This window comes from Rhizobium sp. RU36D (assembly GCF_900176345.1).
Taxonomy (GTDB): domain Bacteria; phylum Pseudomonadota; class Alphaproteobacteria; order Rhizobiales; family Rhizobiaceae; genus Allorhizobium.
The window spans coordinates 14,490-37,002 of sequence record NZ_FWXU01000009.1 but is presented as its reverse complement, the minus strand read 5'-3'; the positions used below and the strand labels follow the sequence as shown (position 1 = coordinate 37,002).

Genomic DNA, 22,513 nt, shown 5'->3' with positions numbered 1-22,513 from the left:
CCCCTCGAAAAGCAGAGCCTTGCAATTCTGACCCACTATGCGATGAGCCAATACACGCTCACGGAGAGCTGCGAGGGACGGACATGCAGTGGATCCTGCAGGAATTCGAGGATACGGCAAAGCTGGCGGTGGCGCTCGACCGGCTTGGCATCGCCTATAGCTGGCACAAGGTGGTGCCCTTCATCGGCGAACTGCAGCCAGCTCCCGAGGTCGCCGACCCCGATGCGGTCGTGCTGTTCGGCTCCTATTCCCTATGGCGGGCTGCCGAGGCCATGGGCTGGCGCCCCGGCGTGTTCAAGATCGAGCCCTTCCTGTCGCAGGAGGCCTGGAGGCCATTCCTGCTGAACGGCGATGTCAGGACACTTTCGGTGAGGGAGGCCGCTGACATGGAAGCAGACGAGACGCTCCATTTCATTCGCCCCATCGAGGACAGCAAGGAGATTGCCGGCACCGTCATGACCGGGGCGGAACTGGTCTCGATTGCCCGCAGCGTGTTGTCGCTTGCGGAAGACGAGATACCGCGCGGATCGCTTGCCCACGACACCCTGCTGATGCTGGCGCCGCCGGTCAAGATCCTGAAGGAATGGCGTTGCTGGATCGTTGATGGAGACGTGATCACCTGGTCGCTCTACAAGGAGGGCACGCGCGTGGTCTATCGCCCCGACATCGATGAGGACGCGCTGGACTTCGCACGGCGGATGGTTGCGCTCAATCCGGACTATTCCCGTGCCTATGTGCTCGATGTCTGCCGGACGCAGGATGGCCTCAGGATTCTCGAAACGAACGGGATCAACGCCGCCGGATTCTATGCGGCCGATCTCGTCAAGCTTGCCGCGGCCATCGATGGGATGCCGCTCAGGCGCTGACGTCTGCCGCCGGCGTGCCTCTTGCAACCCGCACACGCCCGCTATATGTCTCCATCTGCTCTAACGGGGTGCTCCTGCGTGATGCCGGGGGCTGAGAGGCTTTTGAAAGCCAACCCGCGGAACCTGATCCGGTTAAGACCGGCGGAGGGATTAGACGCGTGTCGAGACGACGCCCTTTTCCCGTATTGTTGCAATTGATGGAGGGGTGATCATGCCTGCCTGCTATTCCAAATTCCTGATCCGCGGCCTTGCCGCGTCAGTCCTTGCACTTGCTGCCGGGGCCGCATCGGCTGCGGACAAGGTGCTGACGGTCTATACCTATGAGAGCTTCGTTTCCGAATGGGGGCCAGGGCCGAAGGTGAAGGAAGCTTTCGAAAAGACCTGCGGCTGCACGGTGGACTTCGTCGGCGTGGCCGATGGCGTGGCGCTGCTGACCCGGCTGAAGCTCGAGGGAGAAACCACCAAGGCCGATGTGGTGCTGGGGCTCGATACCAATCTCGTCGCCGAGGCCAAGGCGACCGGCCTGTTCGAGGCCCACGGCATCGACGCATCGGCGGTGAAAGTGCCCGGCGGCTATAGCGACGATACCTTCATTCCCTATGATTACGGCCATTTTGCCGTGATCTACGACACCGAGACGATCAAGACCCCACCGAAAAGCCTGAAGGAGCTGGTGGAGGGCGATCCCTCGCAGAAGATCGCGATTCAGGATCCGCGGACGTCCACGCCGGGCCTTGGCCTGCTACTCTGGATGCGGGCGGTCTATGGCGACGAGGCGCCGGCGGCCTGGGCAAAGCTGAAGGACCGGGTGCTGACCGTGACGCCGGGCTGGTCGGAGGCCTATGGTCTCTTCACCAAGGGGGAAGCGCCGATGGTGTTTTCCTACACCACCTCGCCCGCCTATCACATGGTGGCCGAGAATACCGAGCGCTACCAGGCGGCAAGCTTTTCCGAGGGCCATTACATCCAGATCGAGGTGGCGGGCCTGACCAAGAATGCGCCCCAGAAGGACCTGGCCAAGGATTTCCTCGCCTTCATGATCAGCCCCGCATTCCAGGACACGATCCCGACCAACAACTGGATGATGCCGGCAGCTGCCACCTCAGAACCGTTGCCGGAGGCCTTCGGCAAGCTGGTGGCGCCGGAAAAGACATTCCTGATGTCGCCTGAGGAGGTTGCGGCCAATCGCAAAGCCTGGATCGACGAGTGGCTTAAGGCCATGACGCTGAACTGAGCGGCATGCTGACCGAGCGCCAGAGGTTTCAGGGTCTTGCCGGCGGCGTGATCGCGCTTGCCGGCATCGGCCTGTTCATCGGCGTCTCGGTCGCAGCGCTTCTGGCGCTCGGCGGCGGCAGTTCTGTCAGGCAGGTGGTCGCCGATCCCGTCGTGCTGTCGGTGCTAAAATTCACCATGCTGCAGGCGGGGCTTTCGACCGTTCTCTCGGTGCTGCTCGCCATTCCGCTGGCCCGGGCGCTGGCGCGACAGCCGCGATTTCCCGGGCGGTCCTGGGCCTTGCGGCTGATGGCCGTGCCGATGGGCCTGCCGGTCCTCATCGGGGCGCTGGGGCTGATCGGCGTCTGGGGACGCAACGGGGTGATCAACGACCTGCTTGCGGCGATGGGCATGTCGCGCTTCAGCATCTATGGCCTCCAGGGCATCCTGCTAGCCCATGTGTTTTTCAACCTGCCGCTCGCCGCGCGTCTGTTTCTGGCCGGGCTGGAGCGCATTCCCGACGAATACTGGCTTGTGTCGGCGGGGCTCGGCATGACGCCCCGGTCTCAGTTTCGTTTCGTGGAATGGCCGGTGATCCGGCAATTGCTGCCGGGCGTGGCAAGCCTGATCTTCATGCTCTGCGCCACCAGCTTCACCCTGGTGCTGGTGCTGGGCGGCGGCCCGGCGGCGACAACGATCGAGGTGGCGATCTACCAGGCGCTCAGATTCGATTTTGATCCGCCACGGGCCATCACGCTGGCGCTGCTGCAGATCGCAGTGACGGCGGCATTGCTTTTGGCGATGGCCATGTTTCCGGCACCGGAGACTGCGGCCCAGACAGCTGGCCGGCCGGTGCGACGAATGGATGGGCAGGCGACTGCCGTGCGGCTCATCGATGCGGCCATGCTGCTGCTGGGAGGGCTGTTTCTGGCGCTGCCGCTGGCGGCGATCGTGATTGCGGGGCTGCGCGCTGATCTGTTGGGTCTGGTGGGAGAACCGGCTTTCCTGAAGGCGACGGCGACCAGCCTTGTTATTGCGCTGGCGGCAGGCCTGATGGCCGTGACGGTGGCGATTGCGATGATCAGGGCCCAGGCGGCGCTGACCGGGGCGGGGGGCGGGATGTTTGTGGTGATCTTTCAGGCGCTGCTATCGGCCTCCTCGTCGCTCGTGCTGCTGGTGCCGGCGATGGTGCTGGCGACGGGCTGGTTTCTGCTGCTGCGTCCGCTGGGCGAGGTGGGCCGCTTCGCACCTGTCATTGTGGCCGGCATCAACATGCTGATGGCGCTGCCCTTCGTCATGCGCGTGCTGGTCCCGGCCTTTGCCGACCACCGGGCGCAGACGGCGCGGCTTGCGGCCAGCCTCGGGCTGACAGGCCTGGCAAAGCTGCGGCTGGTGGATTGGCCGGTGCTGAAATGGCCCGTGCTGATGGCCCTGTCCTTTGCCATGGCGCTTTCGCTTGGCGATCTCGGAGCCGCCGCCTTGTTCGGCACGGAAAACCTGACGACGCTGCCCTGGCTGATCTATAGCCGGCTTGGCAATTATCGCAGTGACGACGCAGACGGGCTGGCGCTGTTGCTGGGCCTGACCTGCCTGGCGCTGACCCTGTTTGGCACCGGGCGCATACCGGCGCGGAGATATCAAGATGGCGCCTGATCCCAATGCAAGCGCCGTTGTGCTGGATGGGGTCGAGCTGAGGCTCGGCACCCAGGATTTTCATTTCGATTGCGCGATCCGCTCCGGCGCCGTGACAGCGATTGCCGGCCCTTCAGGGTCAGGGAAATCGACGCTTCTTAATCTCATCGCCGGTTTCGAACGACCGTTGCGCGGGCGGGTGCTGATCGCCGGCAAGGACGTTTCCTCGCTGCACCCGGCGGAGCGACCGGTTTCCCTGGTGTTCCAGGACAACAACCTGTTTGCCCATCTCGATCTCTTCACCAATATCGGGCTTGGCATCCATCCGGCGCTGAAGCTGTCGCAGGAGGACCGGGCAAGAGTTTCAGCGGCCCTGGCGCGGGTCGGGCTTTCCGGCTTCGAGCGGCGCAAGCCCGGCACGCTCTCCGGCGGTGAACGCCAGAGGGCGGCCTTTGCCCGGGCGCTCGTCCGCAACAAGCCTGTGTTGCTGCTGGATGAGCCCTTTGCCGCGCTTGATCCGGGCCTGCGGGGCGACATGGCGGCGCTGTTGATGGAACTGCACCGGGAAACCGGAAATACCGTCGTCTTGGTCAGCCACGATCCCGATGAGGTCGAGAGCCTGGCGGATGATCTGCTGTTCGTGGACAATGGCCGTATCGCAGTTGCGGGATCCGTTGGAAAGCTTGCCGATTTCCAGGGCAATTCCGCACTGAACCGTTTTTTAAAAAGGTAAAGACTTTTTTACCTGGAGCGCCTTATTTTGGTCGTCCGCCGGTGCGAAGGCGGGCGAAACCATGCTTTCATATTCTCTTTCAAGACTTTCTGTAACAACGACAAGCCCCTGAGCGATGCGCTTTTTTCATTCTTCGACGTCTTGTTATATAAGCAAATCATGGGCAGGGTTCGGCGACGCGGTCGGCGTCGTGATGGCGGGATGCAGCGGCGGGCATTGGGAACATTGACAGGCAGCATGAACGCTATGGCAGCCAAGAACACCAGACAGGGGGCGAGGCCGATGTCGCGCGTGCATCTGCGTGCGATGGCGAGCCTTGTCGGTGCCAGCCTGGTTCTGTCGGGGTGCCAGTCGATTCTGGATCCGGGCTACGAAGCCAATGTCGGCCCCTCCAGCAATCCGCAGATCGTCGACGAAGTGCAGAAGAGCGATCCCAGGGCGCAGATGGGCGCGCGGGAGCATCCGCGCATCGTTGCGAGCTATGGGGGCGAATACAAGGATGCCAAGACCGAGCGGCTGGTGGCCCGCATTGCCGGCGCGCTAACGGCGGTTTCGGAAAATCCGAACCAGTCCTATCGAATCACCATCCTGAATTCGCCTGCAATCAATGCCTTTGCGCTGCCGGGCGGCTATCTCTATGTGACCCGCGGCCTGCTGGCGCTGGCCAATGACGCCTCGGAGGTCGCGGCCGTCTTGTCCCACGAGATGGCGCATGTGACGGCCAATCACGGCATCGAGCGGCAGCGGCGCGAGGAGGCGGAAGTGATCGCCAGCCGGGTCGTCGCCGAGGTGTTGTCCAGCGACCTCGCAGGCAAGCAGGCGCTGGCCCGCGGCAAGCTAAGGCTCGCTGCCTTTTCGCGCCAGCAGGAATTGCAGGCCGACGTGATCGGCGTGCGCACGCTGGGCGAGGCGGGTTATGATCCCTATGCCGCTGCGCGCTTCCTGGAATCCATGGCGGCTTATGCCCATTACAGCTCGGTTGATCCGGAAGCGGACCAGAGCCTCGACTTCCTGTCCAGCCACCCCAATGCGCCGCAGCGCGTGGAACTGGCGCGTCGCCATGCCCGCGCCTTTGGTCCGCCGGGCACCCACGGGGAAACCGGTCGCGAGTATTTCCTGAACGGCATCGACGGGTTGCTTTATGGCGACAGCCCGCAGGAAGGCTATGTGCGGGGGCAGACCTTCCTACATGGCAGCCTCGGCATTCGCTTTGAAGTGCCCGACGGGTTCCAGATCGACAACAAGGTGGAAGCCGTGCTGGCGACCGGCCCTGGCGATATCGCCATCCGGTTCGACGGCGTGGCCGACAGCGACAAGCGCAGCCTGACGAATTACATCTCCAGCGGCTGGGTGACGGGGCTTCTGCCGGAAACCATCCGGCCGATCACGGTGAACGGGCTTGAAGCGGCCACGGCGAAGGCCTCGGCAGAGCGCTGGGATTTCGACATTACCGTCATTCGCATCGGTGGCCAAATCTTCCGCTTCCTGACGGCGGTGCCGAAGGGCAGCCCGGCATTGGAACCGACGGCGGAGAAACTGCGCACCAGTTTCCGCCAGATCAGCCCCGCGGAAGCCGCTTCATTGAAGCCGCTGCGCGTGCGCGTGGTGACGGTGAAAGCCGGTGAGACCATCGGCTCGCTTGCCGCGCGGATGATGGGCACAGAGCGCAAGCTGGAACTGTTCAAGCTGATCAATGCACTGACGGCGACGTCAACGCTGGCGCCCGGCAGCAGGGTCAAGATCATCTCGGAGTGAAAGCGTCGGCGCTGCAGCGTTCCGTTCTGTTCGAGACGCCAGAACTGCTACAGCAGGTCGAATTGTTTCGTATGCAAGTGCCCTGCCCAATCATTTGGTTGCGCATATCTCGCAAAACCGCTGCACCCTTTCGCGAGATATGCTTTGGGTCCTTAGGGGGAACTCGCCGGGCAAGTTCGTCTGAATTGCTCCCGTGGACTATATTCTCAGAAAGAGGCGATGCATGCGGGCTCTCACTCTTCAACTGGTTCTGGTCTGGACAGCAGCCGGCGTTCTCCTGCTTGCGGCGATAGACATAAGCTTTTGGAGGCCAACGGATGCAACGGGTTCATCGAGATCGCGATATGAATTCAATCCAGTAGCCTTCGAAGGCAAGGATCCTGGGTCGTTCTATGATATGTTACGCCAGCTTGGCTACAGCCCTGCATGGAGCTACGAGCCGGGGCAACAGGGTGCAACCGCTTACGAGAACTTCTGGTGTCGTATTGACTGGTGGGCGACATGGAAAGTCAAACTTATGGACGACGCACCGGTTGTTTACGACATCAGTCTCCAAAGCACGAACGTGTGTGAATGATCGCGGCTAAAGCTTGCCGGCGCCAGATAGTCCGCAACTGTATATGACCCGAGGATTCAGGCCATTTCGCCGATCATCGGGTCGCACTGGGTCAGTGCTTCCTTCAGCTTCTCCATGGCGCGGCTCTCGATCTGGCGGACGCGTTCCTTGGAGATTCCGAGTTCCGTGCCGAGTTCTTCCAGTGTCGCGCCGTTTTCGCTGAGGCGGCGGGCCTTGATGATGCGGCTTTCGCGCGGATTGAGGCGGCCCATGGCGGAATTCAGCCATTTCAGGCGGCGTTCGCCATCGATGATACCGGTCACCAGCTCATCCGGCTGCGGGGCATCGCTCACCAGCATGTCGAGCTTTTCGCCCTCGCCGCCATTGCCATTGCCGTTGAAGGCGGGCGCCTGGAGCGAGGCGTCGTTGCCGGCGAGCCGGGCATCCATGGTCTGCACGTCGGCCAGACTGACACCGAGCGCGGAAGCGATTTCCTGGTGGATGGCCTGGTCGGTCAGGCGCTGATCGCCCTGGGCCAGCTTGGCGCGAAGACGGCGCAGGTTGAAGAACAGCGCCTTCTGGGAGGAACTGGTGCCGCCGCGAACGATCGACCAGTTGCGCAGGATATAATCCTGCATCGAAGCCCGGATCCACCAGCCGGCATAAGTGGAGAAGCGAACTTCGCGGGCGGGTTCGAAGCGGGCGGCGGCCTCGAGCAGGCCGATATAGCCTTCCTGGATCAGGTCGGCCAGGGGGAGGCCGAAGCCGCGGAATTTCGATGCCATGGCGATGACGAGACGCATATGCGCGTGGGCAATCTGATTGCGCGCGTCCTGATCTTGCGAGTCTTTCCATCGCACCGCCAGGTCATGTTCCTTGTCGCGGTCGAGATAGGGGGCTGCCATTGCGAAGCGAATCAACTGGCGATCTGCAGACATGGTTTTCATCGGGGTCTCCATGAAGCGAAAACGGCATTCGCGGACTAAGGAAGTCTACGCCCAAACATGGCAGCCGGATCACAGGGAGCGTTTTCCGACACGAAAAGGAACGCAACGACCAGATAAGGGCAGAAAGCGTCAGCCCAATTCGGAGATTACAACAGCAATCTCCGCCGATTGTTCCATGCCGGCAATGACAAGATGGAGACACGAGGACCCGATCACGCGCTTGTGAAGCGGTGCGAGGCGTGCGTGATGAGTTCGATAGGAGGTTATCTAGGGCGCGGTCAGGATTTCGCCAAGGTCCGTGATCCCGATACCAGGAGCGGCTGGCGGGGAATTGGAGAGCCATCCGGCGCGATCTTGAAGAGGATCCGGTAGCGGGAGAAGACGATGGCCATCATCAGGGTGAACCAGGCGCCATAGACGGTGCCGGCAATGATATCGCTTGGATAATGGGCCGAGACCATGACGCGGGTCATGGAAAACCAGATGGCGAGGATGAGGAAGAGCAATCGGTGACGGGGCATCAGAAGCGCCAGCGTCATGAACAGCGCGCCGACCGTCGTCGCATGGCCTGAAGGGAAGCTCTCGAAGCGGGAGCCGGAAAAGGGCGAGAAGCCGAATATGCCCCATTCCTCATAATAGACCGGCCGGGCGCGGCCGATGATGCGCTTCATCAGGTTGACCGAGAGGCCCGAAAGGGCAATCGTGGTGAACAGGAAGAAGGCGGCATGGCTGACGAACCAGGCATGCACCCGGGCGCGCGGCGTGGCAAGGATGCGGGATGCGGCGAGCGCCTGGAAGAACAGCAGGACGGAGACGAGCAGGATCCAGTCCGACTTGCCGAAATCGGTGATCCTTTCGCCGAGCGTGCGGGCAAACGGCGCGATTTGCGCCGCCCCGGCGCCCAAGGGAGCGTCCAGCACCAGCATGGCAAGCGGCACGAGCGTCGCCATGGCGAACAGAAAGGATTTCCAGCGAATGGCCGGTGGCGTGCTGCGATTGCGATCGCGGCGCGCTTTCAGCCATGCGACATGTGCTTTCATCGGCTTCACGTCTCACTCAGCCTGTCCGTGAGAGGATGGGAGGCCCGTGGTCGGGCCTCCCGGTGAGATCAGGCCGAGAGCGCCTTGAACTCTGAGAGAATGGTATCGCCCATCTCGACCGTACCGACCTGGCGGCAGCCGTCTGCCATGATATCGCCGGTGCGAATGCCCTTTTCGAGCACGTTGGCGATGGCCTTTTCCAGGTTGTCGGCTTCCTTGACCATGTTGAAGGAGTAGCGAAGGCACATGGCGAAAGAGGCGATCATGGCGATCGGGTTGGCAATGCCCTTGCCGGCGATGTCGGGGGCCGAACCATGCACCGGCTCATACAGGGCCTTGCGCTTGCCCGTCTTGGCATCCGGCGCGCCGAGCGAGGCGGACGGCAACATGCCGAGCGAACCGGTCAGCATGGCGGCGACGTCCGACAGCATGTCGCCGAACAGGTTGTCCGTGACGATGACGTCGAACTGCTTGGGCGCGCGCACCAGCTGCATGCCGCCGGCATCGGCCAGCATGTGCTCAAGCTTCACGTCGGAATATTTTTCCTTGTGGGTCGCGGTGACGACCTGGTTCCAGAGCACGCCCGACTTCATGACGTTGCGCTTTTCCATGGAGCAGACGCGGTTCTGCCGGGTGCGGGCCATTTCAAAGGCGACCGAGGCGATGCGCTCGATCTCGTAGGTGTCGTAGACCTGGGTATCGACGGCGCGCTTCTGGCCGTTGCCGAGATCGGTGATGGTCTTCGGCTCGCCGAAATAGACGCCACCGGTCAGCTCGCGGATGATGAGGATATCGAGGCCTTCGACGAGTTCCGGCTTCAGCGAAGAGGCATTGGCAAGCGCCGGGTAGCAGATGGCAGGACGCAGGTTGGCGAAGAGCTCCAGATCCTTGCGCAGGCGCAGCAGGCCGGCTTCGGGGCGGACTTCATAGGGGACATCGTCCCACTTCGGGCCGCCCACGGCGCCGAACAGCACGGCATCGGCGGCAACGGCCTTCGCCATGTCGTCTTCCGAAATCGCCGCTCCATGGGCGTCGTAGGCGCATCCGCCCACCAGGCCTTCCTCGGTCTTGAAGCCCGAGCCCATCGCCTCGTTCATATAGGTGATGATCTTGCGGACTTCCGCCATGGCCTCGGGGCCGATGCCGTCACCGGGCAGAAGGAAAAGATTGCGAACTGTCATGGAGAAGCCTCCCTAGCTTATGAAAGAGTTGCCGCGTTTTATCGGGCAAGCCGGGGTATTTCAAGGACGGCAAGAGACAGATTGGTACGGCATGAAGGCGTTCGATTGCCGCTGGCGAGAGACGTGTTGGACGTAGGCGCTCATATCCGGCCTTCGAAGTCCATCGCGCATCATACCGGACACGAATCGAATGATCGTGTCCGGAGATAATTCAAAACCCGGGGCGTACAACGACAAGCGGCCGGATACGCGTTTTTTTACGCCCAGGGACGCGAAACGGCGTTGGTCTTTTCGAAGGAAGCGATCGACGTGGCTTTTTCGAGCGTCAGGCCGATGTCATCGAGGCCGTTCAACAGGCAGTGGCGCTTGAATGCGTCGATCTCGAAGCTGATCGTGCCGCCATCGGGGCCGGTGATCTTCTGCTCTTCCAGGTCGACCGTCAGCACGGCGTTGGAGCCACGGCCGGCATCGTCCATCAACTTGTCCAGATCTTCGGGGCTGACGATGATCGGCAGGATGCCGTTCTTGAAACAGTTGTTGTAGAAGATATCGGCGAAGGACGTGGAAATCACGCAGCGGATGCCGAAGTCCAGAAGCGCCCAGGGCGCATGCTCGCGCGAGGAGCCGCAGCCGAAATTGTCGCCGGCCACGAGGATCTTGGCATTGCGATAGGCCGGCTTGTTCAGCACGAAGTCAGGGTTTTCCGTTCCATCCTGGTGGAAGCGGGCTTCGGCGAACAGGCCGGATCCCAGACCGGTGCGCTTGATCGTCTTCAGATAATCCTTGGGGATGATCATGTCGGTGTCGATATTGACGACCGGAAGCGGAGCGGCGACGCCGGTAAGCTTGGTGAACTTGTCCATCAGGTCCTGCCTTCGATTTTACGTCTTGATGATCCTGCCCATAGAGGAAAACAGGGCAAAAAAGAAGTGGAATCTTGGCTGCCGAGGCTCGCGACGTCGGCAGGTGGCTGTCACAGATCGATGATCGTTCCGCGACCGTCGTTCCAGATGCGCATGTCCTGCTGGCTGGCTTTGGGCGCACGGGCATGGACCATGTTTCCCTTCAGCCGTCCGGTGACCATGCGCGTCAGAAGCGAGATGGTGAGGAGGCCGCCGAGCAGTACGGTCAGCGACAGGGTGAAGACCGCAGCAGATGCGATGATTGCGACACCGGCGACTGCAAGCCCGAGGGAACGAAGATTGTTCATGGTCGAAGTTCCTTTCTTTGCACAGAATTGGGCATGTCCCATCGAGATTGCAAGGGTCCGCGACCGCCTGTTTGCTTGCTTCGCGCGGCAAAGCTTGGCAAAAGGGATCACAATGATTTCATCAGCCACGTCATCAGGATCCATGACCGGTTTCAGCCATCCCGCACGGTTGCGCCGATCCGTGCTCAGCGTGCCGGCGATCAATCAGCGCGCGCTCGAAAAAGCCTCTTCGCTGGCCTGCGATGCCATCATCTTCGATCTGGAAGATTCGGTTGCTCCGGAACGCAAGGCAGAGGCCCGCGACAATCTCAGGCGTTTGTTTGCGACGGAGAATTTCGGCTCCCGCGAGCGGATCATCAGGATCAACGGGCTGCAGACGGCTGAAGCTCACGAGGATATGGCATTGGTGCTTTCCTGCTGGCCGGATGCCGTGCTCATCCCCAAGGTCAATACGCCGCATGATGTGCAGTTGGCGGGCGAGATGCTGGATGAGGCCGACGCGGCCGAGACGCTTCGGATCTGGGCGATGATCGAGACGCCCAAGGCTATCCTCAACGCAGCGGCAATCGCCGAATATGGCCGGACCGCCGGTGCGCGGCTCGATTGTTTCGTGGTGGGCCTCAACGACCTGCGCAAGGACACGGGCGTGCCGGCGGAGCCGGGGCGAACCTATCTCGTGCCCTGGCTGATGCAGGTGGTGCTGGCTGCCCGCGCCTTCGGGCTTGATGTGATCGACAGTGTTTCGAACGACTTCAAGGATCTGACGGCCTTCGAGGCGGAATGCGGCCAGGGCCGCGCCATGGGTTTTGACGGCAAGATGTTGATCCATCCCGCCCAGATCGAGGGCGCCAACCGGCAGTTCGGATTTTCAGACGAGGCGATTGCCGAGGCGCGCATGGTGATATCGGCCTTTTCGGCGCCTGGGGCTTCGGATCTCAACGTCATCAATGTCAATGGCCGCATGATCGAGCGGCTGCATCTCGAACAGGCCGAGCGGCTGATGGCCAAGGCGTCGCTCGCTGACCAAAACAGGAAAGATCAACCATGAAAGTCTACCGTTTCCTCACCGGGCCCGATGATTCCGCCTTTTGTCACCGCGTCACCGACGCGCTGAACAAGGGATGGGAACTGCATGGCTCGCCGAGTCTTTCCTTCAATGCGGCCACCAACCAGATGCATTGCGGCCAAGCGGTCGTGAAAACAGTGCATGGCAAGGATTACGACCCCTCCATGAAGCTCGGCGAGCAGTGATGTAATCCTGTCCCGTACTGGACGGCTGTTTGGAACAAGTGTTTCTCCAGCCGTGATCCTTGTCTTTGCCGCCCCTTGATCGACATTGCGCGCATCGTTGCAATTCAAGGGAAGGATCGAGAATGCTCACCATCAAGCGGCTGGATCAGGCCGATGCGCGGGTGTTGATTGAGGGCGCGCGGCGGAAGGCGCAGGCCATCGGTGTGCCGATGTGCATCGCCATTACGGACGAAAGCGGGCACCTGATTGCGTTTGAGCGCATGGATGGCGGCAAGGTGACCAGCATCACCATCGCCATCGACAAGGCCTTCACGGCGGCCGGTGCGCGCAAGGCCACCCATGAATATGGCGAGGCCAGCCAGCCGGGCAAGCCGACCTTCGGCATTCACTCGGCCATCGGCGGGCGGTTGATGGTGGTCGGCGGCGGGCTGCCGGTCGTGGTCGACGGCGATGTTGTCGGCGGCATCGGCATCAGTTCCGGCACGCCGATGCAGGATCTCGACTGCGCCCAGGCGGGCATCGATCACTTCATCGAAAGCCTCAAGGCGTAATAGGTCTCAACGCTCCGCCGAGGCCGCATCCTCGGCGCTTTCTTCGATCCGCTCCATGTCGTCGTCCGACAGGCCGAAGTGATGGCCGATTTCGTGGATCAGCACATGGGTGATGATGTCGCCCAGCGTCTCCTCGTTTTCAGCCCAATAATCGAGGATCGGACGGCGATAGAGGGTGATGCGGTTGGGCATCTCCCCGGTTTCCATGGTGAAGCGCTCTGAGATGCCGCGGCCTTCGAACAGGCCCAGCAGGTCGAACGGCGTCTCGAGCGCCATGTCCTCGAAAACCTCGTCGGTGGGAAAATCCACGATCTCGATGATCAGGTTGCCCGTGAGCGCACGGAATTCCTCCGGCAGGTGACCATAAGCCTCGATTGCCAGCGATTCGAATGTGCTGATCGTCGGCGCGTGTCTTTCGCGCCAATCTTCGGTCTGGTCGATACGGGCCATGGGAGCTCCTTTTTCCTTCATCATATAGAGATTTTGACCAGGCTTTTCGAGTGGGAATCCGGGTGAGGAATATTTTCATAGAAATCGTGGTTGACTCTTTCTTCGGGCTCTGGAATCCATAAGAACATATAGAGAACATATCGACAGGAGTGAACGCGATGGCCGGACATGCCATGCCGCGGCAGGAGATTTTTGCCTTGAGACAGGCGATTGCCCGTATCGAGGGGAAGTCCGTCCATGCCGCGCGCATGGCGGCGGAGGACCAGGAAAGGCTGGAGAGCGCGACGGCCGACGCTGCGGCGCCAGGGCCTGAAAGGCTAGACGCAGAGGCGCTCCTGCAGGAGGCGTTGCAGCCCGGTGCCATGACCGAGATCCGCAGCACGCGGCTCGGCGAGGCGGGGGCGGCAAGCGGCTTTGCCCTGGCACTGGCCTTGTCGAGGCCGGCTGTGTCAGAGGGTCGCCATCTTGTTATCGGTGATCCCCAGGTCGCGCGCGAGGCGGGACTGCCTTATGCGCCTGGACTTGGCGATTTCGGCTTCAGGCCGCAGCAGTTCATCCACGCGCTGCCGAGGCGCCTGGAAGATGCCCTGTGGCTGGCCGATGCCGCGCTTGCCTCCAGGGCCTTCACCACCATCCTGCTCGAGATCCACGGCAATCCCCGCAAGTTCGGCCTGACGGAGAGCCGTCGCCTGGGCCTCAAGACACGGGCTACGGATGGCCTGCTCCTGCTCATTCGCCATGCAGGCGAGGAAGAGGCCTCCAGTGCCTCGCTTCGTCTGAAGGTGGAACCCGCGCCGGCGGCGGCGCGGCGCCTCACCGACGGGTCGATGCTTGGCGGCAGCATCGGCAATCCCGTCTTTCGTGTCCTCAGCGAGAAGAGCCGATTTCCGGCCTCTTGCGAATTTTTCCTGGAGTGGAACCCCCATGAGCGTCGCCTCTCACCCGTCCTTGCCTCTGTTGCAGCCCAGCCTTTCCCTGGGAGACCGCCGCATCCTGGCGCTCTACTTCCCGCGGCTGGCGACCGATCGGCTGGCGCGCAAGCGCTGGGGCATGTCCTGGCGTTCGAGCGGGCGTCCTGATCATCCGCCTGTTGTCTGTGCCGCGCTTTCCAGCAATGCCATGCGGCTTTCAGCGCTGGACGAGGTGGCCAGTGCCGTCGGCCTGAAGAAGGGCCAGGGGGTGGCGGAGGCGCGCGCCATGCATCCCGGCCTCGACGTGGTGCCGGCCGATCCCGCCGCCGATTTCCGGTTTCTCGAAGCGCTGGCCGATTGGTGCGACCGCTATACGCCGCTTGTCGCGATCGATGGCGAGGACGGGCTGATGCTCGACATATCGGGCTGCGCCCATCTCTTTGGCGGGGAGGACGCCATGCTCCGCCAGGTGGTGGAGCGGCTTTCCGGCCTGGGGCTGAAGGTGAAGGGGGCCATTTCCTCCAATCCGGGTCTTTCCTGGGCGGCGGCCCGCTTCACCGGTGGCGGACTTGTCGTGGCCGACGAGGAGGCTGAGGCGCTTCTGTCTCCCTTGCCCGTGCAGGCGTTGCGCATTGCGGCGGAAACCGTGGCCTTGCTGAAACGGGTGGGGCTGAAACGGATCGGGGACATCATCGCCGCTCCGCGCGCACCGCTTGCCCGTCGTTTCGGCGGCGACCTCCTCCTGCGGCTTGACCAGGCGCTCGGACGCGAAGGCGAGGCGATTTCGCCGCGCCGACCGCTGGCGGTGATTTCGGTCGAGCGGCAGCTCGTCGAGCCGATCCGTGAAGAAGAGGAAATCCTTGAACTGACGGGTCATCTGGCGGAAGGGCTGGTCGGAGGCCTTGAAGCGAGAGGGGAAGGCGGGCGGTTGTTCGAATTGCTGCTGTTTCGGGTCGATGGACGGGTGTTTCGCATCGAGGTGGGAACGGCCTCTCCCTTGCGCGCCGCCCGCCGGATCCGCTCCCTGTTCACCGAGAGGCTGCGGGTGCTGCAGGACGATATCGATGCCGGCTATGGCTTCGAGCTGGCGCGTCTCAACGTGCTGCGTGGAGAGATCTTGCGCGAGAGCCAAGGGCACCTGGAGGGCGGCGATGGAAAACAGGAGCGGCTGGCGGTGTTCTTCGACCAGGCGGCGGCTCGGCTCGGTGCGCAATGTCTGCGCACACCCCTGGCTGCTCCGAGCCATTGGCCCGACAGAGCTTCCATCCTGGTGCCTTTGCTCGATGGCCTGCCGGAGCCGCCGCCAGAGGCTCTTCCACCGATGCGCGGTCCGAGACCGATCCGGCTGTTCAGCTATCCCGAACTCGTCGATGTCACCGCCGAGGTTCCCGATGGTCCGCCCGCCAGCTTCCGCTGGCGGCGCACCCATCATCGGGTTGCCCGGGCAGAAGGGCCCGAGCGGCTCACCGCCGAATGGTGGCTTGATGGAGAGGATGCCTTGCCGCGGGATTACTTCCGCATCGAGGATTTGACCGGCCGCCGGTTCTGGCTCTACCGGCAAGGGCTTTACGAGCGTGGAACAGTGTCGCCGCAGTGGTACATGCAGGGGATATTCGCGTGAGTGAGCCTCTGTTCTTCGAGATCGGCACGCGGAGCAACTTCTCCTTTTTGGAGGGCGCCTCCAGTCCTGCCGAACTTGTGGAGGCTGCCCAGCAGATCGGCCTTTCCGGCATCGGGCTTGCCGACCGAAACACGGTGGCAGGCGTAGTGCGCATGCATATGCAGGCGGAAGCGGCGGGTTTGCGTTTCCAGCCCGGTGCGCGGCTGGTCTTTGCCGACGGGACGCCTGATCTGCTGGTCTATCCGATGAACCGGCGGGGCTGGGGGCATCTGTGCCGGTTGCTGAGCGCTGGAAATCTGCGCTCGCAAAAGGGCATCTGCACCCTTTACGAGGCCGATATCGTGGAATGGTCCGAGGACATGATGGCCGCGGTGGTGCCACCGGCTTTCCGCAATTCCCCTGAGGTCACCGATTTCGAGGAGCGCGCCGGCAGGCTGAAGGCCTGTTTTAGCGAAAGGCTTTATCTCCTTCTGGTGCCGCGCCATGACGGTCTCGACCGTCTTGCCCATGCGGAAATCGCGGCCATGTCCCGTCGCCTCGGCCTGCCGCTGATTGCCAGCAACGATCCCTTCTATCATCGGCCGGAGCGGCTGCCGCTGGCCAATGTGGTCACCGCGATCCGCGAGCATGTTACGGTCGCGGAGGCAGGCTTGCGTCTGGCGCCCAATGCCGAGCGGCATCTGAAGGCGCCTGCCGAGATGGCGCGCCTGCTGAAGGACTATCCCGAGGCGGTCGGCGCGACGAAGAATTTCTTTCGCCGGCTAAAGTTCTCGATTCGGGAGCTGGGCCATCAATATCCTGATGAGACGATTGATGGCGAGCCGGCCAGTAGCGCGCTGCGGCGACTGGCTTATGAGGGCGCCATGCACCGCTTCAAGGGGAATATACCGCCAGACGTCATTGAGCTCCTGGAATATGAGCTGACCTTGATCGCCGAGAAGAAATACGAGGCCTATTTTCTCACGGTCCATCGCATCATCAATTATGCGCGCAGCCAGCACATTCTTTGCCAGGGGCGCGGATCGGCCGCCAATTCCGCGGTCTGCTTCTGCCTTGGCATCACGGAGGTCAATCCGCAGAAGTTCAAGCTGCTGTTCGACCGCTTCATTTCAACGGAACGGGATGAGCCGCCCGACATCGACGTGGATTTCGAGCATAACCGGCGCGATGAGGTCATCCGCTTTATCTACGATGCCTATGGCAAGGAGCATGCGGCGTTGACGGCGACCGTGATCAGCTATCGCGCGCGGTCGGCTGGACGGGAGGTGTCGAAGGCCTTCGGGCTTTCGGAGGATGTGCAGTCGGCGATCTCCGGCTCCATCTGGGGCTGGTGGACCAAGACATTCGACGAGGAGCAGGCGAGGGCGGCCGGGCTCGATCTCAAGGATCCGACCACGCGACGTGTCATGAGCTATTCCAGCATGCTGCAGGATTTCCCGCGGCATCTGTCGCAGCATGTCGGCGGTTTTGTCATCACCCGCGATCGCCTTGACGAGGTGGTTCCGATCATGAACACGGCGGATGGCCGCTACATGATCGAGTGGAACAAGGACGATCTGGATGACGTCAAGATCCTCAAGATCGACGTGCTGGCGCTTGGCATGCTCACCTGCCTCGCCAAGGCGCTTGCGCTGCTGCACCGCCATTACGGAATCGAGAAGACGTTGGCCGGTTTGCTCGACGAGCCGGAACCTGAAGTTTATGACATGATCTGTCGTGCCGATACGATCGGCGTGTTCCAGATCGAGAGCCGGGCGCAGATGAGCATGCTGCCCAGGCTTCGTCCGCGTGAATTCTACGATCTCGTCATCGAGGTTGCGATTGTGCGGCCTGGGCCGATCCAGGGCAATATGGTGCATCCCTATCTCAAGCGTCGGGAGGACAAGCGCGCCGGCCGGGAGATCGACTATCCGAGCGAGGCGCTCAAATCCGTGCTCGAGCGAACACTGGGGGTTCCCCTGTTCCAGGAACAGGCCATGCAGATCGCGATTACCGGAGCCGACTTTTCGCCAGCGGAGGCCGACCGTCTGCGCCGGTCCATGGCAACATTCCGGCGCACAGGTCAGGTGACGGAATTCAAGGCCCGTTTTATCAGCGGCATGGTGCAAAACGGCTATGATGCGGATTTTGCGGAGCGCTGCTTCAGCCAGATCGAGGGGTTTGGCGAATATGGCTTTCCGGAAAGCCATGCCGCCTCGTTCGCCCTGCTGGTCTATGTCTCCTGCTGGTTCAAGGCCCGGTATCCTGATGTGTTCCTCGTGGCCTTGCTCAATTCGCAGCCCATGGGTTTTTATCCGCCGGCCCAGCTTGTGCGCGATGCGCGAGAACATGGGGTGGATGTCCGCCCTGTCGATATCAACCATTCGGGTTGGGACAACCTGCTGGAGGATGGGGATTTCGATCGTGACCGGATTGCGATCCGGCATGCCAGCATGCGCGGCGTGATCCGAACCGACAAGGCGGTCCGGCTCGGATTTCGCCAGGTCAAGGGTTTGAGCGAGGAGGAGATGACGCTCGTGGTCGAGCGTCGCGGTGCCGGCTATCTGTCCGTTCGGGATCTATGGCTTCGAACGGGGCTTTCACGTTCGGTCATCGAAAAACTGGCGGAAGCCGATGCCTTTTCCTCGATCGGCGTGCGGCGTCGGGAAGCCCTATGGCTGGCCCAGGCGCTTGACCGAGCGGCCGCGGCCGAGACCTTGCCGCTGTTTGCCGCCAACGACCTTGATGGCTTGCAACAGGAAGAGAGCATCGCCTTGCCGCTCATGCCCCAGGGGGAGGAGGTCATCGAGGATTACAGGACCCTGTCGCTCTCGTTGAAGGCGCATCCGGTTTCCTTCCTGCGGGAGAATTTCCGACGCCGTCGCATCCTCAGCAGCGCTGAGCTTGAAACCACGAACAATGGTCGCCGCGTCTCCGTCGCCGGACTGGTTCTGGTCCGCCAGCGGCCAGGATCGGCGAAGGGCGTGATTTTCATGACGCTTGAGGATGAAACCGGTGTCGCCAACATCATCGTCTGGAACGGGATATTCCAGAAATACCGGCCGGTTGTGATGGGTGCCCGGCTGGTGCAGGTCTTCGGCAAGCTACAGAAAGTCAATGGTGTCATCCATGTGGTTGCCGAGAGGCTTGATGACCTCACTCCATCGCTTGCCGAACTGGTGCGCGACGTGCCGCAATTCTCCCATCTGGCCCCGGCAGACGAGGTGCGGCGACCCGTCAGAGACATCAGGCGAGACGAGGGCGAACGCCGACGCCGTGTCGTTCCGGTAGGGCGCAATGCGTCCGAGGCGGCCACGGTCCATGATGTGATGCCGAAAGGACGCAATTTTCATTGAAGAGGCATGAATCTCGGGTGGCCCGACTGCCAACGCCCTATTGGTATCTTGACAATCCATGTCTTCTTTAGCAAAAAAGACGACATAAACTATCATGTTAGATGGATGAATGCCGCGATGCTGGTCTGCAGCTGCAACTACATCACCGACAAGGAGATCGTCTCGACGATCAATGAGCTCCTTGACGAGGACTGTTGGCAGCTGATCGTGCCTGCCAAGGTCTATCATGCCATGGCCAAGCGTGGCCGTTGCTGCGGCTGCTTCCCGACGGTTGTTGACCTGATCATCCAGACCACGGAAGCCTATCACGCCAATCGCCGTTCCGAAGACGAGAAGGTCGTTGACTTCATGGAGCGCCTGCGTCGTTTTCACGAAGAGCAGCGGGCCGCCATCCAGGAACGTCGTCAGAGAATGGCAAAGACGGCCTGACAATTCGCATCTGGCTTTCGTTCTTCCCGAACTTCGTCATTCCATCTTGCACTGATGGCTGATGCAGTGCTGGCGTTGAAGTATGCGCAGACCGCTGCTGTTCCAAAACCAATTCCAGCTAAACACACTTTCGGCGCCTCAGTAGCGAAAAAGCGAAAGTCGAGCATACCAGGGCTCAAGCAAAGTCCGGTCTTCCGGCCAAATGTCGATGACTGCCGCAGCTCATCGCCTTACTTTTGCGCTGTCAGGTCGTGCGCACGGTCGCTATCGCTATTGCTGTTGGCCGGATCCGCCTAACAGGCAAAAACCGCCGGTAAACCTGCGGCGTATCCATGATCGAGCTCATCCCTTGAACGGTGACTCGGTGGATGGTTCAGTACCGTTTCCCATGAAACACAATTTGGAATCGTTCTAAAACTTCTAGACATCCGTGCGCAAAGCTGATTTTATCTCGCGTAGAAAAACACGCGCAAAGGACGAATCGTCATGAAGGGTGATCCCAAGGTAATCGAACGGCTGAACGAGGCCCTTTTTCTGGAGCTCGGTGCCGTCAACCAGTACTGGCTGCATTATCGCCTGCTCGAAGACTGGGGCTATATCAAGCTCGCCAAGAAGGAGCGCGCCGAATCGATCGAGGAGATGCAGCATGCCGACAAGCTCGTTGCGCGCATCATCTTCCTGGAAGGTCACCCGAACCTGCAGCAGGTCGGCGCGCTGCGCATTGGCCAGACCGTGAAGGAAGTGCTGGAAGCCGATCTCGCCGGCGAATATGACGCCCGCACCTCCTACAAGGCGTCCCGCGATATCTGTCACGCCGCTGGCGACTATGTGACGATGAAGCTTTTCGAAGAACTGCTGGCGGATGAGGAAGGCCATATCGACTTCCTCGAAACCCAGCTGGAACTGCTCGGCAAGCTCGGCGAAGAACGCTACGGCCTGCTGAACGCCGCATCCGCCGACGAAGCGGAATAATCCAACCGCCCTCCGCGCTGCATTCTAGGCGCGGAGGGCGATGATCGTGTCTCAGGCGATCAGGTGGCGGAATTCGGCGACCACATCCTCATAGACCTTCCGCTTGAATTCAACGATCAGGCCGGGAAGCTCCTCCATCGGCTTCCATGCCCATTGATCAAATTCCGCCTCGTGCCCACCCGGAGGCGGATCGATGGCAATCTCGCTCTCGTCCCCCTCGAAGCGAAATGCGAACCAGCGCTGGGTCTGCCCGCGAAACTTGCCCTTCAGCCCGATGCCGATCAGATGTGGCGGCAGGTCGTAATTGATCCAACGGGACGCTTCCGCCAACAGGCTCACTGTTTTCATGCCGGTTTCCTCGTAGAGTTCCCGGTATGCCGCTGCCAGGGGATCCTCGCCTGGGTCGATGCCGCCCTGGGGCATCTGCCACAGTTGCGGGGAGCCGTCATATTCGGAATTGCCGATCGCGATCCGGCGACCCGCCCAGACCAGGCCGTCACGGTTGAGCACCATCACGCCGACACAGGGGCGATAGGGGAGATCTTCGGCCTTGATATCGCTTGGACGGTGGCTGGTCATGGCGTGGTCCTGATCATGGGAATGGCGTCTGGGGCGCCAGAAGATGGCTATTCGGCCTCCTCCAATACATCAGGGCTTGCGACCCGCCAAGGACCCGGTCGTGACTGACGAGGTTGTGTGTCCGTCGCGGGCTCTAAGGCGCTTCATCCATGGCGAGCGACGCGACGCCGACGATTTCCACGCCGCGAGACGCAGCCTCGTCGCTCCATTTGGAGATGGCGGCGATGGTTTCATCGAATGCCGAGGCGATGCCGATCGCGCTGCCCTTGCGGCGTGCGATGCGTTCCAACTCGTCGAGTTTCTGCAGGATCGCCTGCTCCTGCAACTGAGCATCCAATTGCAGGTCACCGAAGGCATGGGGCATACCAAGGGCCTTGGCATAATTGCCGGTCAGCGATCGGGCGGAAGAGCCGTCATCCAGGAAGAGCAGGCCGCGGGCGGCGATGTCGCGCACCACGGGTTCGAAAGCCGCGCTATCAGATAGGAAGCGACCGCCCATGTAATTCATCACGCCGGTATAATTCGTGATACGCGCCATCGCCTGGTGGAGATTGTCGAGATTGTCTCCCGGACTGTTCTCCACCAAAAGCGTGCCGCGGCCTGGATCATTCGCCGGATAATCAAACGGCTCGAACGGCACTTGCAGCAGAATTTCATGGCCCTGCTGGCGTGCTTCCTGCATCCAGCGCTGCAGGCTGTTGCCCGTGGCCGCAAAGGCGAGCGTCACGGTATCGGGAAGCTGGCGGATGGCGCGCTGCGTCCCGGTCTGGCTGAGGCCCAAACCGCCGACCACAATGGCTATCCGTGTGCCACGCGCGCCAGACCATGGCCGGGCATATTCCTCGACTGGCCGCAATCCATCTGATGCGATCACCGGGATCGGCCCATAGGCACTGTCTTCCAGCAGGTCGGGATTGGGAACGGCCGCGAGGCGCGGATCCTGGCCCAGACGCGGCGTGTCGATCAGAACCGGGCCGGCACCATCGCGCGGACGCGGGCTGTATTTGGTGACCACAGAACCGTCCGCGTTCAGGGTCGTTTCCACATTTGCGCCGGAGCGCGGACGTTCGGCCGCAAGGCCATCTCGAGGCGCCGCTGATTGGGTGAGAAGAGCGCTTTCACCGTTTGAGGCACTGGCATCAGCGGCCTCTGGCGCGGGGGTATAGCTGAGGGGAAGCGGTGTGACCGCGGTATAGGCTGACAATCCTAGCGCAAGGATGGTTGCGACAACCCCTGCGGATCGCGTGCTGGACAGACGCATCCTGGGCGCCGGCGCAGAGGG

The 22,513-nt window shown here is 61.8% G+C and carries 22 protein-coding genes and 1 riboswitch; of the genes, 14 read left to right on the top strand and 8 right to left on the bottom strand.

The features are described 5' to 3' along the window. The first annotated feature begins 83 nt into the window (after positions 1 to 83). From B9A97_RS13215 to B9A97_RS29785, 6 genes are all read left to right on the top strand, one after another. Complete coding sequence (locus B9A97_RS13215; RefSeq protein WP_084365818.1) at positions 84 to 866, top strand: ATP-grasp domain-containing protein; 783 nt, start codon at positions 84 to 86, stop codon at positions 864 to 866. Between the two features lie 54 nt (positions 867 to 920). Continuing rightward, a riboswitch (TPP riboswitch) is annotated at positions 921 to 1,033 on the top strand. Between the two features lie 44 nt (positions 1,034 to 1,077). After that, a complete protein-coding gene (thiB, locus tag B9A97_RS13210; protein ID WP_084365817.1) occupies positions 1,078 to 2,100 on the top strand; it encodes a thiamine ABC transporter substrate binding subunit in 1,023 nt (340 codons plus the stop codon). A gap of 5 nt (positions 2,101 to 2,105) precedes the next feature. Continuing rightward, the gene (thiP, locus tag B9A97_RS13205; protein WP_084365816.1) at positions 2,106 to 3,731 is read left to right on the top strand and encodes a thiamine/thiamine pyrophosphate ABC transporter permease; all 1,626 of its coding nucleotides are present in this window, start codon (positions 2,106 to 2,108) and stop codon (positions 3,729 to 3,731) included. Then, on the top strand, positions 3,721 to 4,443 hold the full coding sequence (locus tag B9A97_RS13200) for a thiamine ABC transporter ATP-binding protein (RefSeq protein ID WP_084365815.1): 723 nt from the start codon (positions 3,721 to 3,723) through the stop codon (positions 4,441 to 4,443). Before thiP ends, B9A97_RS13200 begins: the two co-directional genes overlap by 11 nt. Before the next feature lie 282 nt (positions 4,444 to 4,725). Then, complete coding sequence (locus B9A97_RS13195; RefSeq protein ID WP_244564220.1) at positions 4,726 to 6,198, top strand: M48 family metalloprotease; 1,473 nt, start codon at positions 4,726 to 4,728, stop codon at positions 6,196 to 6,198. Between the two features lie 223 nt (positions 6,199 to 6,421). After that, positions 6,422 to 6,775, top strand: coding sequence for a hypothetical protein (locus B9A97_RS29785; protein ID WP_084365813.1), 354 nt, complete (start codon positions 6,422 to 6,424; stop codon positions 6,773 to 6,775). A 56-nt stretch (positions 6,776 to 6,831) separates the two neighbouring features. On the opposite strand, the gene B9A97_RS13185 is transcribed toward B9A97_RS29785, so the two are convergent. The 5 genes from B9A97_RS13185 to B9A97_RS30150 form a co-directional block, all read right to left on the bottom strand. After that, complete coding sequence (locus tag B9A97_RS13185) at positions 6,832 to 7,701, bottom strand: RNA polymerase factor sigma-32 (protein ID WP_084365812.1); 870 nt, start codon at positions 7,699 to 7,701, stop codon at positions 6,832 to 6,834. A 278-nt stretch (positions 7,702 to 7,979) separates the two neighbouring features. Further along, positions 7,980 to 8,741 carry a lipid A 1-phosphatase LpxE gene (lpxE, locus tag B9A97_RS13180; protein ID WP_084365811.1) on the bottom strand — a complete coding sequence of 254 codons (762 nt, stop codon included), beginning with the start codon at positions 8,739 to 8,741 and terminating at the stop codon, positions 7,980 to 7,982. 68 nt (positions 8,742 to 8,809) lie between these two features. Then, positions 8,810 to 9,922 (bottom strand): 3-isopropylmalate dehydrogenase, encoded by a 1,113-nt coding sequence (leuB, locus tag B9A97_RS13175; protein ID WP_084365810.1) that lies wholly within the window; start codon positions 9,920 to 9,922, stop codon positions 8,810 to 8,812. 257 nt (positions 9,923 to 10,179) lie between these two features. Next, the gene (gene leuD / locus B9A97_RS13170) at positions 10,180 to 10,785 is read right to left on the bottom strand and encodes a 3-isopropylmalate dehydratase small subunit (RefSeq protein WP_084365809.1); all 606 of its coding nucleotides are present in this window, start codon (positions 10,783 to 10,785) and stop codon (positions 10,180 to 10,182) included. A gap of 110 nt (positions 10,786 to 10,895) precedes the next feature. Next, complete coding sequence (locus B9A97_RS30150) at positions 10,896 to 11,132, bottom strand: hypothetical protein (RefSeq protein ID WP_244564215.1); 237 nt, start codon at positions 11,130 to 11,132, stop codon at positions 10,896 to 10,898. A 142-nt stretch (positions 11,133 to 11,274) separates the two neighbouring features. Here B9A97_RS30150 and B9A97_RS13160 point away from each other — a divergent pair, with 142 nt between their 5' ends. The 3 genes from B9A97_RS13160 to B9A97_RS13150 all read left to right on the top strand — a co-directional run bounded on the left by B9A97_RS13160 (position 11,275) and on the right by B9A97_RS13150 (position 12,934). Continuing rightward, entirely contained in the window at positions 11,275 to 12,180 is a 906-nt protein-coding gene (locus tag B9A97_RS13160; RefSeq protein ID WP_084365808.1) for an HpcH/HpaI aldolase/citrate lyase family protein, read from the top strand. Beyond that, positions 12,177 to 12,383 (top strand): DUF1737 domain-containing protein, encoded by a 207-nt coding sequence (locus B9A97_RS13155; RefSeq protein WP_084365807.1) that lies wholly within the window; start codon positions 12,177 to 12,179, stop codon positions 12,381 to 12,383. Before B9A97_RS13160 ends, B9A97_RS13155 begins: the two co-directional genes overlap by 4 nt. Positions 12,384 to 12,505: 122 nt before the next feature. Beyond that, positions 12,506 to 12,934 (top strand): GlcG/HbpS family heme-binding protein, encoded by a 429-nt coding sequence (locus B9A97_RS13150; protein ID WP_084365806.1) that lies wholly within the window; start codon positions 12,506 to 12,508, stop codon positions 12,932 to 12,934. Between the two features lie 6 nt (positions 12,935 to 12,940). Here B9A97_RS13150 and B9A97_RS13145 read toward each other — a convergent pair whose 3' ends face one another. Further along, entirely contained in the window at positions 12,941 to 13,384 is a 444-nt protein-coding gene (locus B9A97_RS13145; protein WP_084365805.1) for a metallopeptidase family protein, read from the bottom strand. Between the two features lie 158 nt (positions 13,385 to 13,542). Here B9A97_RS13145 and B9A97_RS30145 point away from each other — a divergent pair, with 158 nt between their 5' ends. From B9A97_RS30145 to bfr, 5 genes are all read left to right on the top strand, one after another. Next, positions 13,543 to 14,463 (top strand): hypothetical protein, encoded by a 921-nt coding sequence (locus B9A97_RS30145; protein WP_244564214.1) that lies wholly within the window; start codon positions 13,543 to 13,545, stop codon positions 14,461 to 14,463. Between the two features lie 40 nt (positions 14,464 to 14,503). Further along, entirely contained in the window at positions 14,504 to 15,916 is a 1,413-nt protein-coding gene (locus tag B9A97_RS13140) for a Y-family DNA polymerase (protein WP_244564219.1), read from the top strand. After that, positions 15,913 to 19,251: an error-prone DNA polymerase gene (locus tag B9A97_RS13135; RefSeq protein ID WP_084365803.1), complete on the top strand. Its 3,339-nt coding sequence runs from the start codon at positions 15,913 to 15,915 to the stop codon at positions 19,249 to 19,251. The genes B9A97_RS13140 and B9A97_RS13135 overlap by 4 nt, the downstream gene beginning before the upstream one ends. Positions 19,252 to 19,257: 6 nt before the next feature. Next, the gene (locus B9A97_RS13130; RefSeq protein WP_084365802.1) at positions 19,258 to 19,680 is read left to right on the top strand and encodes a BFD-like (2Fe-2S) protein; all 423 of its coding nucleotides are present in this window, start codon (positions 19,258 to 19,260) and stop codon (positions 19,678 to 19,680) included. Positions 19,681 to 20,166: 486 nt separating this feature from the next. Beyond that, a complete protein-coding gene (gene bfr, locus B9A97_RS13125) occupies positions 20,167 to 20,652 on the top strand; it encodes a bacterioferritin (protein ID WP_084365801.1) in 486 nt (161 codons plus the stop codon). A 51-nt stretch (positions 20,653 to 20,703) separates the two neighbouring features. On the opposite strand, the gene B9A97_RS13120 is transcribed toward bfr, so the two are convergent. Next, positions 20,704 to 21,231: an RNA pyrophosphohydrolase gene (locus tag B9A97_RS13120; RefSeq protein ID WP_084365800.1), complete on the bottom strand. Its 528-nt coding sequence runs from the start codon at positions 21,229 to 21,231 to the stop codon at positions 20,704 to 20,706. Positions 21,232 to 21,364: 133 nt separating this feature from the next. Next, positions 21,365 to 22,492: a divergent polysaccharide deacetylase family protein gene (locus B9A97_RS13115; RefSeq protein ID WP_084365947.1), complete on the bottom strand. Its 1,128-nt coding sequence runs from the start codon at positions 22,490 to 22,492 to the stop codon at positions 21,365 to 21,367. Between the last annotated feature and the right edge of the window lie 21 nt (positions 22,493 to 22,513).